This window comes from Spartinivicinus poritis (assembly GCF_028858535.1).
Lineage (GTDB): Bacteria > Pseudomonadota > Gammaproteobacteria > Pseudomonadales > Zooshikellaceae > Spartinivicinus > Spartinivicinus poritis.
In genome coordinates this window covers 46,079-63,411 of the sequence record NZ_JAPMOU010000014.1, presented here as the reverse complement: position 1 = coordinate 63,411, position 17,333 = coordinate 46,079, and the positions used below count along the sequence as shown (strand labels likewise).

Sequence of the window (17,333 nt, the reverse complement as noted above, 5' to 3'; positions counted from 1 at the left end):
AGCTAACTAGGCCAGAACTGACTAATTCCAGCAACACCTTGGCCACCAATCTGCTTGGCCTGCTTTACATCGGAAGCGTCGAGACCACCCAGACAATAAATAGGGCACTGCGCTAAATTGATTAAATGCTGTGCTTTTTCCCAACCTAAGCTGGGCTGTTCTGAGTGGCTCGCCGTTGGCTGAATTGGTGAAAGAGTAATAAAATCCACAGCTAACGCATTAGCCTTAGCAATTTCCTCAGCGTTATGGCAGGAGGCAGCAACTAGCCAACCCTGCTCTTGATACTGAGCAATAGCAGCTTCATTGCAATCCATCAATTCAGTTGCCGTTAGATGAACACCGCAGACTCCTTCCAGATTATATGTCTCTCTACTACAACTTGACTGTTTAATAAGCAGCTTCACGTTTGTTTGATAACAGTACTCTGCCAAGGCTTTGACCAAGCCCAGTGGTATAGGTTTGTCCGTAGCCCTTAGCTGTATTAATTGAATGCCTGAAGCTATAGCTGTTTGTACGCGCCTTAAGCAGTCAGCCTGGTCAGTAAAGCCACCTGAAATTAAATAATGATCAGGTAGTAATAAGGCTTGAAGAATAGGGCGATTAGCGGGTGGAAACTGATAATCTGATAGTTTTGTTTTTGCCACCCACTTAATTGCCTGTCCTTCATTGCCAACAGGATCACCACTAAATGCTGTTACTTGCCATACATCAAGCTGTACAACTTTTTCAGGATACTCATAAGTTATTTTAATTAATGGGTTAGCAGTTATTACCTGAATAGCAAGTTCTTCGTATAGCTCTCGCGTTAATGCTGCCTGCACAGTTTCTCCCTGCTCTATCTTGCCTCCAGGAAACTCCCACTTACCCCCTTGGTGTTTATCATCCGGGCGTTTAGCAATTAATACTTCACCTGAAGCATTTATAATCGCCGCCGCTGCAACCTGAATAGACTTTTTGTGCATATTTTATTCTCTGTTATCAGGTCCGATATTCAGCATTGATTTTGACATACTCATGGGAAAGGTCAGTTGTCCAGATAGTTTCAGCAAAATCGCCATTACCCAGCTCAATATCAATTGAAATTGCAGACTCAACCATTGCCTGTTGACCCTGCTCTTCTGTATAGCTGGCTGCTCGACCACCTTTTTCAACAATGGCAACATCATTTAGCTTTATCTGTACCTCATTGACATCTAATTCAGCAATCTCTGCTCGGCCAACTGCCGCTAATATTCTGCCCCAATTGGGATCACTGGCAAATAAGGCGGTTTTAACTAAAGGAGAGTGTGCCACTGTATAGGCAACTTCCAAGGCATCTTGAGCAGTTTTTGCACCATTGACATTAATGGAGACAAATTTAGTGGCGCCTTCTCCATCACGCACAATCATTTGAGCTAGCTGCTTAGCCACCTCAATTAGCGTGCTTTTAAATAATTGAAATAACTGATCACAGGTATTCACTATTAATTCATTATTAGCTGCACCGGTAGCTGCTACTATAAAGGCATCATTAGTGGAGGTATCACCATCAATGGTAATACGATTGAACGACAGGTTCGCTATATCTACAGTTAATTTCTGCAGTAAAGACTGATCAACAGCAAGGTCTGTTGCAATAAAAGCTAACATGGTGGCCATATTTGGCTTAATCATCCCTGCCCCTTTCGCAATACCTGTGATGGTATAAGTTTTCCCTGCCCAACTAAATTGCTTAGAAATACCCTTAGCCTGAGTATCAGTAGTCATAATGGCTTCTGCTACCTGATTCCAGGACTCAACACTTAATTTGTTTACCAGTTGGGGTAGTGCATCCTCTATTTTTTTGACAGGTAATGGTTCTCCAATAACCCCTGTCGAAAAAGGCAATACTTGTTGTTGCGTCAGGCCTAACTGTTCTGCTGTCACCTCACAACTACAGTAAGCATCTTCCAAGCCCTGCTGGCCTGTTCCTGCATTAGCATTTCCCGCATTGATTAATAGTGCTAAAGGCTGTTGCGATAAATGTTGCTTTGCCACTTGAACCGGGGCAGCACAAAAACGGTTTTGGGTAAAAACCCCTGCTACAGTGCTACCAACCCTAAACTGCAGTAATGCTAAGTCTGTTCGTAGATTTTTTTTGATACCAGCAGAAACTGCTGACAACTTTACACCTGGAACAGGCAACAGTTGCTTTATAGACTCTAAGCCGACCGCCATATTTCTTACTACCTCACAAAAAAGGCGACTACCGTCGCCTTTTTTAAATTACTTCTAATTAACAAAATATCTTATTGAGTTATGTATAGTTTATACAATCTTACCATGACATTGTTTATATTTCTTTCCAGACCCACAAGGACAAGGCTCGTTACGCCCAACTTTTCGTTCCTGGCGAATAAATGGTGTATTAGCGTGCTCATCACCTTCTTCCGAAGCTGGCTCACCAGTCATGCTTGCCGCCTCAGCATGCTGAAACTCCATTTGTTTAGCTAAAGCAGCCCTACGCTGGCGCTCTACTTCTTCTGTATTATCATCTTGTTTGACTTGTACATGGGAAAGAATTTTGATGGTTTCATGCTTAATATCTTCAAGCAGTTGTTGGAACAGCTCAAATGACTCACGCTTATATTCTTGTTTAGGATTTTTCTGTGCATAACCACGTAAGTGAATACCTTGGCGCAGGTAGTCCATAGTTGCCAGATGCTCTTTCCACTTATCATCCAATACTCTTAACAACATTTGCTTTTCGAACATACGAAGAACAGAAGCACCTGCTAGCTCTTCCTTAGACTGATAATCTTCCAACAAATGTTGTTTAATTTTTTCCCTTAGTGGCTCTTCATAGAGTTTGTCATCTTCATCCAGCCACTGCTGAATAGATAGATTAATACCAAACTCTGAGGATAAGTGCTCCTCTAAACCATTGATATCCCACATTTCCTGCAAGCTTTGAGGAGGAATAAACTGGTTAATTGCCTGTTCCAAGACATCTTCTCGGAATTCTGTAACCATTTCAGATAGGTCATCTTCACTCATTACCTTATTACGGAAGCTATAGATGTACTTACGCTGCTCATTAGCCACATCATCATATTCTAATAAGGCTTTGCGAATGTCATAGTTGCGACCTTCGACTTTACGTTGGGCTTTTTCAATAGCATTGGTCACCATTCGGTGCTCAATGGCTTCACCTTTTTCCATACCAAGCCGCTGCATTAAGTTGCGAATACCATCAGAGGCAAAAATACGCATGAGGCTATCTTCAAGAGATAAATAAAAGCGGCTAGAGCCTGGGTCACCCTGACGACCTGAACGGCCCCTTAGCTGGTTATCAATACGTCGTGACTCATGACGTTCAGTACCAATAATATGTAGGCCACCAGCATCTAATACCTGTTGATGCCGTTCTTGCCACTCAGCTTTAATGCTATTAATTTGCTCTTCTGTTGGGTTTTCTAGATTAGCGACTTCCGCTTCCCAGTTACCTCCCAACATAATATCTGTACCACGGCCTGCCATGTTGGTAGCAATAGTTACAGCACCAGGTCTACCTGCTTGGGCTATAATTTCAGCTTCTTTTTCGTGGAATTTCGCATTTAATACTTGGTGTTCAATTCCCGCTTTCTTTAATGCACTAGAAACTCGTTCAGAAGACTCAATGGAAGCGGTACCTACCAAGATAGGGCGATGCTTGGCTACATTTTCTTTAATGTCTTCAATTACCGCATCATATTTTTCTTCGATACTGAGATAAACCAAGTCGTTATAGTCTTTCCTCACCATCGGCTTATGGGTAGGAATGACAATAACGTCTAAACCATAAATTTGTCTTAGCTCAACTGCCTCAGTATCTGCAGTCCCTGTCATACCTGACAATTTTTCATACAAACGGAAATAGTTTTGGAAGGTGGTCGATGCTAAGGTCTGGCTTTCGCTTTGAATCTGCAGGCCTTCTTTTGCCTCTAAGGCTTGATGTAAACCTTCAGAAAGTCTTCTACCTGGCATGGTCCGGCCTGTATGCTCATCAACTAACAACACCTGACCATTTTGAATAATATAATCAATATTTTTATGAAAGATTTGATGGGCTTTTAAAGCAGCGTAAACATGATGGAGTAAATTTAGATTGTTCGGTGCATAGAGGCTTTCCCCTTCACCCAGCATTCCCTTTTCGGCCAGCAGCTCCTCTATAAACTGGTGTCCAACCTCATTTAGCTCAACCTGTCGGGTTTTCTCATCTAAAGTAAAGTGACCTTCAACAGCCTCTTCCTGCTTTTGTAATTTAGGAATAAGTTTATTTATAACAGTGTAAAGCTCAGAGCTGTCTTCAGCAGCACCAGAAATAATCAAAGGAGTTCTAGCTTCATCAATCAGAATCGAGTCTACTTCATCTACAATGGCATAGTTAAGTGGGCGCTGGAATTTGTCCTCTAAACTAAATGCCATATTATCCCGCAAGTAGTCAAAACCAAATTCATTATTAGTCCCGTAAGTAATATCCGACTGGTAGGCTGCTTTTTTTGATTCTGGGTCTTGACCTGATGTCACCACACCAACAGTTAAACCAAGAAACTCATATAACGGACGCATCCAGTTTGCATCACGACTAGCTAAGTAATCATTGACTGTCACAACATGGACGCCCTTGCCAGATAAGCCATTAAGGTAGGCTGGCAAGGTTGCTACCAATGTTTTACCCTCACCCGTACGCATTTCAGCAATACGTCCTTCGTGAAGAGTCATGCCACCAATCAATTGAACATCGAAATGGCGCATCCCCATTACCCGCTTGCCTGCCTCACGCACAACAGCAAAGGCTTCGGGTAATAAGCTGTCTAAGCTCTCACCTTTTTTGGTTCGATCACGAAACTCATCAGTTTTAGCCTTTAATTGCTCATCTGACAGTTTACTCAATGACTCCTCTAGAGCACTCACTGCTTTCACTACTTTACGCATCCGGCGTAACTGGCGGTCATTTTTACTACCAAAGACTTTTCGAACTAAAGGCGCTAACATAATCGTTTACTTATTGTGTCCACAAGATTAATACCAGACAGCATCTCAAATGCTCGGCTGATTTTATAAAATAAACTTAGATAAAGTAGCTGGATTGTAACGCTATTTACTTTAGACAAGAAAGCATTACCACAGCTTTTAAGAGAAACTACTCAAAGTGCTTATCGGTTTACCCATTTGCACGGGAAATGTATCTGGCGGGGTTAACAGCTTTTCCGTCTTTATACACTTCAAAATGAACATGTGGACCTGTTGCTCGTCCACTGCTGCCCATTAAAGCAATTTTTTGCCCTTTTTTTACTAAGTCACCTACTTTAACTAAGATTTTACTGTTATGAGCATAACGAGTAACAAAACCATTACCATGATTCACTTCAACCATGTTGCCATAGCCACCTCGTGAGCCAGCCCATGTAATTACTCCCGACCCCACAGAAAAAATACCAGATCCATATTTACCCGCAAAATCAACACCTTTATGCCAGGCATAACGCCCATTGATAGGGTCTGTTCGCCGACCAAATCGAGAAGATAGCCAGCCTTTCCTTATTGGGCTACCTGCGATTAATACGTCACTCTTTATTTTTCGCGAGGTAATTAAATCACCTAACAACTCTAATTGAGCTTCTCGGTTGTCGATTTGTTTGATCAGCTGATCTATCAGGTCAATAAATTGAGGAGGCTTAAATGCTTCATCAATATCATTAGATTCAGGACCACCTAACCCAGGAGGCTCACTAAAATCAAACTCACCATTATCTAAGTCAGCTATTTGGGTAAGACGCTCGCCCAAAGCATCTAGCCTAACTAGTCGACTTTGTAACTGAGACACTCGTAATGCTAACGCATCCAGCTCAGCGGTCGCCTGATCCTTAAGTGCACTAAGCTCACGTCGCTGACTGGCTATTTCTCCTTGCCAATGTTGAGTAGTTTGATTATTAAGGGATTGAGCTGAAAGAGGGGTCAGGTAGGTATAGGTGCCCCAAATAGAGAGGCTGATAAGAGCAACAAGTAGAGTAAGTACAAGAAATGTAAGCCCAAAAGGGCCAATATGAAATGTTCGCGATCTATCTAGCTTTCGTCGGACAATAATAATATTCATTCACTTGCACTTTTAATTCACGGGGATTGCGTACCTCTAGAAAAAGCCACCCTTGGACAATAATTCACTTAAGACATATAGACTACTTAAGTTCATACTGCCTGACTACAAGACAAGTACATCAATAAGTTGAGCGTCGCTACTAGCTTTCAAGTAATCATAGCTATTTAAAGCAGTGTCAACTGTTTATCACTTGCAGTCACTAACCCCCAAGTTACATCTGTATGTACATTAACCGTATTGCAAGTCTAATAGTTTTGGCTTTATTCACCTTAAATAGAACATAGCCTTGCACACGAACTGGCAATTATTTGCCGCTTTACTCACTCATGGTTATTTTAATTTTAACCACTAGTAATTTATCTTTTTAGCATTATTAAGTTTTAGGTAAGCTTTAAGCTGCTCCTAACACCACCTGTATACTTAAACTATGCTAAAAGCATGTTTTTTAACCTAGGTTTTCGTGAGCCTACGTAGCAAAATATTCACACGCTTACAATACAATAAGTATTTACCCTTATACAGCTTTTATAATACAATAATCCTGCCTACCTTAGCCAACAACATACAAATAGATTAGTACCTCCAATATATAAATTTATACAAAAGCAAGTGCTAATTTATATCAGTACAGTACATATCTACCTGTGTTGTCTACTACATATCAATGGGCTATCACCTGTTTAAAGCCTTCAGATACATTTTTTAATGCGTGAAAGCATAACCCACATGATTTATCTAATAAGATTTATACTGCAGCTACTGGCCGCATGTATGAGATAGGAGCTTCAGCAGGATCTTCAAACGTGACTACTTCCCATGCATCTTCTTGCGCCATCAAGGCACGTAATACCTTATTATTTAAAGCATGCCCAGATTTAACCGCACGATACTCACCAATTAAGCTATTACCTAGTAAGTACAAGTCACCAATGGCATCAAGCATTTTATGTCTGACAAACTCGTCATCATAACGTAAGCCATCTTCATTCAGTATTCGGTAGTCATCAACAACTATCGCATTGTCAACACTACCACCAAGAGCTAAGTTTTTAGATCGGAGATATTCAATATCTCGCATAAAACCAAAAGTTCTTGCGCGACTGACTTCTTTTACGAAAGAGGTGCTGGAAAAATCAACAGAAGCTGTTTGGATATTGCCTTTAAAGACAGGGTGATCGAAATCAATAGTAAAGGTCACTTTAAAGCCATCAAATGGTAAGAAGGTTGCTACTTTATCACCTTCTTTATAGGTAACCTCTTTTTTAATTCGAATAAACTTCTTTGCTGCGTTTTGCTCTTCAATCCCTGCGGATTGAATTAAGAAAACAAAAGGCCCTGCACTGCCATCCATGATAGGTACTTCATGGGAGCTTACTTCTACATAGGCATTGTCAATGCCGAGGCCTGCCATTGCTGAAAGCAAGTGCTCAACAGTGTCTACCCTAATGCCATCATTATTCATTAGTGATGTACACAAAGTAGTGTCACCAACAAAACTTGCTTTTGCGGGTATTTCTACAACCGGATCTAAGTCTGTCCGACAAAAAACGATTCCCGTATCTACAGGAGCTGGCTTCAATGTCAAGTAGACTTTTTCTCCCGAATGTAGACCTACTCCCGTAGCACGGATAATGTTTTTTAAAGTTCTTTGTCTAATCATATATGTACGCCGTCTTGATCAAATCCTGCCAGAAGGCAAACAATTGACCGGCGATTGTATCAAAAGCTGCACATTACACAAATGGTAAGTGAACTTTTTTAATACCCTAGTCAGCTTGCCTTCTTAAAAATGCAGGTATATCCAAGTAATCCATATTGTCTGTATTACGAGTCCGTTCCGGCTGGACAACTTGGTTGCCTGTTCCGGCGGCAGCTTGTTTTCTCATGACTGTAGGGCGATCTAATTTATTGTAGTCTAAAGTACCATCGCTTTTGGTATTATCGACTACTTTAACAGGTGCATCAGCTGCATCATTCGCCCCTAACCCTGTTGCTACCACGGTGACTCGTAACTCATCAGACATATCAGGGTCAATTACGGTGCCAACCACTACGGTAGCATTTTCTGAAGCAAACTGCTCTACAGTATTACCCACTTCTGAGAACTCGCCCAAAGAAAGATCTAATCCTGCTGTAATATTAACCAATATTCCACGAGCGCCGTGTAAGTTTACATCCTCTAAAAGTGGACTACGAATCGCAACTTCAGCTGCTTCTACTGCTCGATTAGAACCTGTCGCAGAACCTGTTCCCATCATTGCCATGCCCATTTCAGACATTACTGTGCGCACGTCTGCAAAGTCGACGTTAATCATTCCCGGACGAATAATTAGATCAGCAATACCTTGCACTGCACCAAGCAATACATCATTTGCCGCACTAAATGCTGATAATAAACTGGCATCTTTTCCTAATACAGGTAACAATTTTTCATTAGGAATTGTGATTAAAGAATCAACATTTTCTGCTAATTCTTTAATCCCTTCATCAGCCACAATCATCCGCTTACGCCCTTCAAAAGGGAAGGGTCTAGTGACTACAGCAACGGTTAAAATACCCATTTCTTTAGCAACTTGCGCAACAACTGGAGCTGCACCAGTACCTGTGCCACCACCCATACCGGCAGTGATAAATACCATATCAGCGCCATTTAACACTTCAGCAATTCGATCGCGATCTTCAAGTGCCGCTTCACGGCCAACGTCAGGATTAGCACCTGCACCTAACCCTTTAGTCACACCAGTGCCTAATTGCAAAACGGTTTTTGCCGCCAAATTTTTTAACGCTTGAGCATCTGTGTTTGCACAGATAAAATCAACGCCATCGACGTGCTTATTTAACATGTGGTTGACAGCATTGCCACCTCCGCCGCCCACACCGACAACTTTAATGACCGCGTTTTGCGGCACATTATCAACCAACTCAAACATAATAACCCTCTCCTTTCTCTCAACTATCTACTACTTAATTTAATTTGTATTAGTTATCGTTACTCCTGTTAAAAGTTTCCTTGAAACCAATGTTTCATCCGGCTAAAGATATTAACTTTAGCGGCAGATCTTACAGGCATGGCAACACTGCCTTCTTTTTGATGTTGTAACCCATAATGTAACAACCCGACACCTGTCGAGAAAATTGGGTTTTTTACCACATCAGAAAGTCCTTTAATATCCGTAGGCATGCCTAACCTAACGGGCATATGAAAAATTTCTTCAGCCAACTCCACAACACCTTCCATTTTTGCGGTGCCACCAGTCAGAACGATGCCTGCAGGAATCAGCTCTTCAAAACCACTACGCCTGAGCGCCCCTTGTACCAGGGTAAATAATTCTTCGTAACGAGGCTCAACTACCTCTGCTAGTGCTTGCCGTGATAAATCCCGTGGTGGGCGGTCACCTACACTAGGTACTTTTATTAATTCTTCCGCCCTTGCCAACTGAGTCAATGCACAAGCGTATTTAATTTTAATTTCTTCAGCGTGCTGCGTAGGCGTGCGAAGCGCCATTGCAATATCATTGGTTACCTGATCACCAGCAATAGGAATTACTTCAGTATGCCGAATCGAACCACTAGTAAATACAGCAATATCCGTAGTGCCTCCACCAATATCAACCAGACAAACCCCTAGCTCTTTTTCATCTTCAGTTAACACTGAGTAACTAGATGCTAACTGTTCCAAAATAATATCTTCTACTTCTAAGTTGCAGCGCTTAACACATTTTTCAATATTTTGTGCCGCATTCACTGCACAGGTAACCAGATGAACCTTTGCTTCCAATCGGACCCCTGACATACCCAGTGGCTCTTTAACACCCTCCTGGGTATCCACTACATATTCTTGAGGCAAAATATGTAGAATTTTCTGATCCGCAGGAATAGCTACCGCCTGGGCTGCATCAATCACCCGATCGACATCAGCTGGGGAGACTTCTCGATCTCGAATGGCCACAATACCATGGGAATTCAAACTATTAATGTGGCTACCGGCAATACCAGCATATACCGAGTGAATCTGACAGCCAGCCATTAATTCAGCTTCTTCTATCGCTCTCTGAATTGACTGAACAGTAGACTCGATATTTACAACAACGCCTTTTTTCAACCCACGTGATGGATGAGCACCAATGCCGACCACTTTTAACGTACCATCATCAGCCACTTCGCCCACTATAGCGACTACTTTAGATGTACCAATGTCTAGACCGACTATCATTTTTCCGTCTTGAGACGTTGCCATTCGAAAACCTTCCTACCCATTACACTTCAAGTGAAGTAATACCTTTGCGCTTTCTTATCTATACGCGATTGGTATATAAAATTTACACCCCATACTTGTTTATACCCTTGCAACTCTTTTCCTTGCAGCAGCACTCCAGAATTGCTGCTTTTCAAATCACTGGCTGCCTGTAATAGCATTAGCTTTTTAACTCACTAGCATTCCACGTCACTGCTACGCCGCTGCTATAACGTACATCAACTGATTTAATTAGCTCCTTTTTTCCTACTAGCTGCGCTTTGTAGACTTTAACAAACCGCTGTATTTTCTTAACCACATCGTCCCTGCCAACCAGCACACGAAAATGATCCGTTACAAATACCAGAGCCCCTCTTGAGCTGACATTTAGCTGCTTAATTGACATCCCTAATGGGCGAATAAGTTGCGCTATTTTATGATATTGAGCCATAACCTGCTGTTCTGTTCCGACAGGCCCTGTTAACTTTGGTAAGCTTTTTAACCCTGTCAACTTTTCAGGCTTAAACCGGCTTCCTTTGTTACTTAACAGTTCATCATCATTCCAGCGTGCAACTGCTATATGTTCAACTATTTTTACCTGAATTTGGTCTGGCCACACTCGTCGTAAAGCCACAGACTCAACCCAGGGTATTTTCACTAAATCTGTTTGCAAGCCAGTTAAGTCAATATTAAAAAAACGACTGCTTAGGTAAGGCACTACTAGCTGCTGCACACTTGCTTTTTTTAATGCAACAAACTGACCTTCAACCTGTACTCGCTTTACTGGCTGGTTAAAATAGTCAGTCAGTTTTGGCCAGCACCAGACGCTTACACCAACAAAACAAGCCACTAAAGATAATTTTAGAAAGCTCCCAAGCAACCTGCCCCATTTTATTGACTTTTTTTGTGTTTGCTTTTTTTTACTTGCTCCTCGACGTTTGACTTGTTTACGATTTATACCGTTATTGTCGCGTAACCGCACAGGGTACATCATTATTGCCTATGAATCTATTGCGCTGTGGCCAGGATTTCTAACACTAATTTCGAAAAACTATAGCCTTCCTCTTTAGCAGCCATTGGCACCAAACTATGATCAGTCATACCTGGTACAGTGTTTACTTCTAAAACCCAAAAATCACCTGCTTGATCTTGCATAACATCTACACGTCCCCACCCATCACACCCTAAACTTTCAAAAGCCTCTAACGCCAGTTTTTTCAGCTCATGTTGTTTTCTAGATGATAAATTACAGGGGCAAATATATTGTGTATCGTTAGCAATATATTTGGCTTCGTAGTCATAAAATGTTCGATCAGTTTTTAATTCAATTGGTGACAGTGCCTGCTCATTTAAAATGGCAACCGTAAATTCTGCACCTGTTATCCAGGGCTCTGCTAAAACATCATCATCAAACTGTAGCGCAGTAGTTAAAGCAGCTGAAAATTCTTCAGCCGTATTCACTTTAGTAATTCCAATACTAGAGCCTTCTTTAGCAGGCTTTAGAACACAAGGAAATGCAACTTTAGGTGACAACTCCGTTGTTTGCTGGCTTTTTTGAAACAGCTGAAATACTGGTGTTGGCAAACCTAAACCTTGCCAAAGTAGTTTCGACCGGTATTTATCCATAGCTAATGCTGAAGCCATTACACCACTACCTGTATAGGGAATCTCCATAAATTCCAGCAGTGCTTGTAAAGTGCCATCCTCGCCACCTCGGCCATGTAAAGCAATAAAAGCAATATCAATGGGCTTTGCATCCTGCAACTGTTGAATAATATTTTTCCCCACATCAATCAATGAAGCGTTAACCCCTTCCTTGATTAATGCTTGATAAATTTCCTGGCCACTTTTCAGTGAAACTTCACGCTCCGCAGACAAACCACCATAAAGTACTGCTACATGTCCAAACTGATTACTCATGCATCACCTTTTTGATCTTTGACAAAGCAGCAGTTAATTTCTGCTAAATAGCTTGCAAGCCCACCGATATCACCTGCTCCCTGAGTGATTAATAAATCTCCATCTTGAATAACATCCCTCAGCACACTGGTAATATCTGCGTCTCGCTTTACATAAATAGGCTCCAGTTTGCCTCGTTGACGAATACTGCGACATAAGCTTGGCCCATCCGCCCCTTTTATAGGCTTTTCACCCGCTGGATAGACTTCCATTAACAGTAAAACATCGACTTCTGATAGCACATCAACAAAGTCTTCATAAAGATCACGGGTTCGACTATAGCGGTGTGGTTGATAAATCATCACCAATCTTTTATCAGGCCAGCCTTGTCGAATTGCATTAATTGTTGCTTCAACCTCTCGTGGGTGATGACCATAATCATCTACCAACATTGCCTGACCGACACCTGTTTCAAACTCACCATAAACCTGGAAGCGACGCCCCACTCCCTGAAAGTTCACCAATGCAGTAATAATGTCTTGATTCGCTATACCTTCATCTTTAGCTATAGCAATTGTTGCCAAAGCATTTAAAACATTATGATTGCCAGGCATATTAAGGGTAATTTCAAATGGTGTTTCTTCACCAGCACAATGAACAGAGAAAGTGGTCTGTGTTGCTTGCTGCTGAATATTATCAGCCCAGTAATCAGCATCTTCCGTCAGGCCATAGGTGACAATAGGTCGCTTAACCTGGGGTAAAATTTCTCTTACCACAGGGTCATCAACACATAACACAGCTAACCCATAAAACGGCAAGTGATGTAGAAAATCAATAAAGGTTTGTTTGAGCTTTTCAAAATCCCCTTCATAGGTTGCCATATGATCAGCATCAATATTGGTAACCACTGTAATCATAGGCTGCAAATGTAAAAAAGATGCATCGCTTTCATCTGCTTCAGCCACCAAGTAACGACTGCCCCCTAATTTAGCATTTGTGCCTGCAGAGTTTAATTTTCCACCAATAATAAAAGTAGGATCAAAACCACCCTGAGCCAACACAGAGGCCATCAAACTGGTAGTGGTGGTTTTACCATGGGTACCTGCTATAGCAATGCCATGTCGATAGCGCATTAGCTCTGCCAACATTTCTGCCCTAGGCACAACAGGAATACGCTGCTTTTGAGCTGCTAACACTTCCGGATTGTCATCTGCTACCGCTGTAGAAACCACTACTACACTCGCATTTTCTACATGTTCAGAACGATGGCCGATACAAATTATTACGCCCAAAGAGGCTAACCGGTCAGTGACTGCCGATGCTTTTATGTCAGAACCACTGATCTCATACCCCTGATTTAATAGCACTTCAGCAATGCCACACATCCCTGCGCCACCAATTCCAACAAAGTGAATTCGGCGCACTCGACGCATTTCCGGCACTTCAAAAGTAGTCGATAACTGTTGTGTATGGTTAGCCATAACTTATCTCCAAGCAGTGCTGAACAACTTTGTCGGTAGCTGCAGGTTCAGCAAGCTGGTGGGCATTAGTTGCCATTGCAACAAGTTTTTCAGGGGATTTTGAAAAATCAATTAACATATCTACCAGTTTTTCAGCCGTTAGCATTGACTGTGGTATTAATAGCGCTGCTTCATTGCGTACTAAAAATTCAGCATTTTTCGTCTGGTGGTCATCAACTGCAAATGGGTAAGGCACTAATAACGCGGGTACTCCTGCACTGGCTAATTCAGAAATGGTGAGTGCCCCAGCTCTACATAAAACAATATCCGCCCACTGATAAGCCGCTGCCATATCAGCAATAAAAGGTTCAACCTTAATATTAGGAAAATCCTCAGCCTGATAAGCGGTTTTAACTTCAGTAAAGTGCTGTTTACCTGTCTGATGCCACAGCTCAAGAGAAACCCCTTGTTTAATACAGCTTTTTACCACAGTAGGCATAATATCATTGATCGCTTTAGCTCCTAGGCTTCCTCCAACCACTAATAATTTAAGTGGCGGCCGTGATTGCTTAGAAGTATCAACATTAACAATTTCTGAGCGAACGGGGTTTCCGGTACAAAATACTTTTTGCTGGCTTTGGAAAGTACCTGGAAATGCTTCCAACACCCGGTTTGCCACCTTAGCCAACAACTGATTAGTTAAGCCAGGAATGGCATTCTGTTCATGAATCACTAACGGTATGCCCAACAGTTTTGCTGCGACGCCACCAGGCCCCGTAACAAAACCACCCATTCCTAAAACACAAACGGGCTTTAACTGTTTAAATAATTTTCTTGCCTGCCAAATAGAGCGTATTAAACGTATTGGTGCCTTAATCAATCCCATTACACCTTTACCACGAACGCCTTTTATAGGAATCAAGCTGATTGGTAAATCGTATTTAGGGATCAACTCCGCTTCCATACTATTTTCGGTACCTAGCCAATGGACTTGATAGCCTCTATCTCTAAATAAGTTGGCTGTTGCTAAAGCAGGGAAAATATGTCCACCTGTACCGCCAGCCATCACAACAACTGTACCCTTATTTTGCAGTTGACTCATTTACTGGCCCTCCCTTTTTTACGCTTTTTAGGAGAGGGTTTACTCGCAACAAGCCTAGATTCATAGCCAATACGAAATAAAACGGCTAACGCAAGACAGTTAACAATTAAGCTACTGCCACCATAACTTAAAAAAGGTAATGTTAGCCCTTTAGTGGGCAACAGCCCTGTATTTACACCAATATTAATCAATGACTGCATACCAAATAATAAGCCAATGCCATAAGCTAAATACCCAGAAAAAGTCAGGCCACGTTGTTGTGCTTGCAAACCAATAAACAGTGAACGTAGGGTTAGACCGATCAATAAACTAATAACAAGTAAAGCGCCTACCAACCCCGTTTCTTCAGCCAATACTGCAAACACGAAGTCAGTATGAGCTTCCGGTAAATAAAACGATTTTTGGATACTGTTTCCTAATCCAACGCCAAACCATTCGCCACGGCCAAATGCAATTAATGCCTGCGTAAGTTGATAACCACTATCAAACTGATGACTCCATGGATCAATATAAGTGGTTAGCCTAGCCATCCGATAAGGTTGTGATACCGCTATTGCTGCTGCCGCACCCGCACAAACCAAAATTAAAATAGAAAATCGCCACAACTTAACCCCAGCCATAAATAACATGCCAATAGCTGTACTCATCAATACAACTACTGCACCAAAATCAGGCTCAAGTAGCAGTAAAAAGGTAGCGATAGATAACAACCCCATAGGTTTAATAAGCCCTAACCAGGTGTTTTGCACTGCTTCTTGTTGCCTGACAGAGTAGCCTGCCAAATAAACAATAAAAAATAATTTAGCGAGCTCAGAGGCTTGTAAGTTAAAAAGCCCTAAACTAATCCAGCGCACACTACCGTTAATTTCACGGCCAATCAGCAGCACGGCAATTAACAGTCCCATTGCCGCAAAAAGTAAAGCAGGACCAAACCTAAGCCAGCTATTCATCGGCACCATAAATATGCAGCTGGCCAACAATAAACTGATTAATAAATAAGTCAATTGTCGGTAAAAATGAAACAGCGGGTCTTTATATTGAGATGCAGCCACTTCAATTGATGCAGATGTCACCATGACCAAGCCCAGCGCTAACAGCATAACTGCAATTAACAGCAGTGCTAGATCAACAGGTGAGTTATTCAGCGATTTACTGAGCATCAACCAACCTCATGACTTCTTTTTTAAAAACCTCTCCACGCTGTTCAAAGTTTAAAAACATATCAAAGCTGGCACACGCCGGTGCTAATAACACTAAATCACCAGGCTCAGCATAATGAAACGCTTGCCTGACAGCTTCAACCAGATCAGTAACCGGTTCTTGAAAAGCAGCTCCTGCTACTTCAGCAGCTAAGCGTTCACCATCTTCACCGTAGGTCAATAAGCATTTCACGTACTTTGCAATGGCAGGTTTCAACTCACTAAAATCAGCACCTTTGCCATCCCCCCCAGCCAATAAAATAATTTTTCCTGTTAGCTGCTCACCTAACCCCTCTATTGAAGCTTTCGCAGCACCTACATTGGTCGCTTTAGTATCATTAATAAAAGTGATCTGATTATATTCAGTAACCCACTCACACCGATGAGGTAAACCTTTAAACTGTTGTATAGCTTCCAACATAGCAGCTTTTGGCCAGTGTAATTGCTGACCAATTGCCAGCGCAGCCAGTACATTCGCTTGGTTATGACTACCTTTAATTAATAACTGCTGGCTATTCAGCCACTCTTCTAGTCCATACGACAGTTGTATAGTATTGTTTGACTGGCGACAGCCAAAATGTTTCAAGTCCGGCTCATTCAGCCCAAACGACACTTGAGGTACACTACTTGGAACCAGGGGTTGAGTTAAAGCATCTTGGCGATTAAACACCACACTTTGTGTACCTCGATAAATTCGCTGTTTCGCTTGATGGTAAGCAGTTAAGTCAGCATAGCGATCCATATGGTCTGGGCTGATATTTAAAATACAAGCCACCGCTGGCCGTAATGAATAAGTGGTTTCTAACTGAAAACTCGACAGTTCAAGTACATATAAATCTGCTTTTTCAGTTAATAACTCCAGTACCGGCCGCCCAATATTACCGCCAACCGCTACTTTAATACCCACTGCCTGCGCTATTTCACCAACTAAAGTAGTGACTGTACTTTTACCATTAGAGCCAGTAATTGCTATGACAGGCGTGTTATCTATGGCACGAGCAAACAGTTCAATATCACCTATTGCAGGCACCCCTGAAGCTATCGCTTCAGCAATCGCCGGTTCAGCCAGCGCAATGCCCGGGCTAACAATTAGCTCTGAAGCTTGTTTTAACAGATTACTATCAAATACACCCAATTTGATGGGCAATTCTGGAAAATCCTGTTGCAATTGTGGCAGGTAAGGCGGCGACTGTCGTGAGTCGACCACCATTACTCGATGACCTTGCTCAGCTAGAAAACGGGCACAAGAATAGCCGGTTTTACCTAAACCAATCACTATTCTTAGCTGGTCCGATGTAATCATTTTAGTGTCCAATTACTTCCTCACCCGTTTTCAAAC

13 protein-coding genes are annotated in these 17,333 nt (G+C 42.0%); all 13 read right to left on the bottom strand.

What is annotated here, in order from left to right:
• Positions 1–2: 2 nt before the first annotated feature.
• Entirely contained in the window at positions 3–962 is a 960-nt protein-coding gene (locus ORQ98_RS12535) for a Nudix family hydrolase (protein ID WP_274689151.1), read from the bottom strand.
• A 16-nt stretch (positions 963–978) separates the two neighbouring features.
• The gene (gene argJ / locus ORQ98_RS12530) at positions 979–2,196 is read right to left on the bottom strand and encodes a bifunctional glutamate N-acetyltransferase/amino-acid acetyltransferase ArgJ (protein ID WP_274689150.1); all 1,218 of its coding nucleotides are present in this window, start codon (positions 2,194–2,196) and stop codon (positions 979–981) included.
• 90 nt (positions 2,197–2,286) lie between these two features.
• On the bottom strand, positions 2,287–4,995 hold the full coding sequence (gene secA, locus ORQ98_RS12525) for a preprotein translocase subunit SecA (protein WP_274689149.1): 2,709 nt from the start codon (positions 4,993–4,995) through the stop codon (positions 2,287–2,289).
• A 169-nt stretch (positions 4,996–5,164) separates the two neighbouring features.
• Positions 5,165–6,097 (bottom strand): M23 family metallopeptidase, encoded by a 933-nt coding sequence (locus ORQ98_RS12520; protein WP_274689148.1) that lies wholly within the window; start codon positions 6,095–6,097, stop codon positions 5,165–5,167.
• 748 nt (positions 6,098–6,845) lie between these two features.
• The gene (lpxC, locus tag ORQ98_RS12515) at positions 6,846–7,760 is read right to left on the bottom strand and encodes a UDP-3-O-acyl-N-acetylglucosamine deacetylase (protein WP_274689147.1); all 915 of its coding nucleotides are present in this window, start codon (positions 7,758–7,760) and stop codon (positions 6,846–6,848) included.
• 106 nt (positions 7,761–7,866) lie between these two features.
• Entirely contained in the window at positions 7,867–9,030 is a 1,164-nt protein-coding gene (gene ftsZ, locus ORQ98_RS12510) for a cell division protein FtsZ (protein WP_274689146.1), read from the bottom strand.
• A gap of 68 nt (positions 9,031–9,098) precedes the next feature.
• Complete coding sequence (gene ftsA, locus ORQ98_RS12505) at positions 9,099–10,337, bottom strand: cell division protein FtsA (protein WP_274689145.1); 1,239 nt, start codon at positions 10,335–10,337, stop codon at positions 9,099–9,101.
• Between the two features lie 178 nt (positions 10,338–10,515).
• Entirely contained in the window at positions 10,516–11,328 is an 813-nt protein-coding gene (locus ORQ98_RS12500) for a cell division protein FtsQ/DivIB (protein ID WP_274689144.1), read from the bottom strand.
• A gap of 14 nt (positions 11,329–11,342) precedes the next feature.
• Positions 11,343–12,254, bottom strand: a complete 912-nt coding sequence (locus tag ORQ98_RS12495; RefSeq protein ID WP_274689143.1) for a D-alanine--D-alanine ligase — start codon at positions 12,252–12,254, stop codon at positions 11,343–11,345.
• Positions 12,251–13,714 carry a UDP-N-acetylmuramate--L-alanine ligase gene (gene murC / locus ORQ98_RS12490; RefSeq protein WP_274689142.1) on the bottom strand — a complete coding sequence of 488 codons (1,464 nt, stop codon included), beginning with the start codon at positions 13,712–13,714 and terminating at the stop codon, positions 12,251–12,253. Before murC ends, ORQ98_RS12495 begins: the two co-directional genes overlap by 4 nt.
• Positions 13,707–14,795, bottom strand: coding sequence for an undecaprenyldiphospho-muramoylpentapeptide beta-N-acetylglucosaminyltransferase (gene murG, locus ORQ98_RS12485; protein WP_274689141.1), 1,089 nt, complete (start codon positions 14,793–14,795; stop codon positions 13,707–13,709). Before murG ends, murC begins: the two co-directional genes overlap by 8 nt.
• The gene (gene ftsW, locus ORQ98_RS12480) at positions 14,792–15,955 is read right to left on the bottom strand and encodes a putative lipid II flippase FtsW (RefSeq protein WP_274689140.1); all 1,164 of its coding nucleotides are present in this window, start codon (positions 15,953–15,955) and stop codon (positions 14,792–14,794) included. Before ftsW ends, murG begins: the two co-directional genes overlap by 4 nt.
• Positions 15,945–17,297, bottom strand: coding sequence for a UDP-N-acetylmuramoyl-L-alanine--D-glutamate ligase (gene murD / locus ORQ98_RS12475; RefSeq protein ID WP_274689139.1), 1,353 nt, complete (start codon positions 17,295–17,297; stop codon positions 15,945–15,947). Before murD ends, ftsW begins: the two co-directional genes overlap by 11 nt.
• Positions 17,298–17,333: the final 36 nt, after the last annotated feature.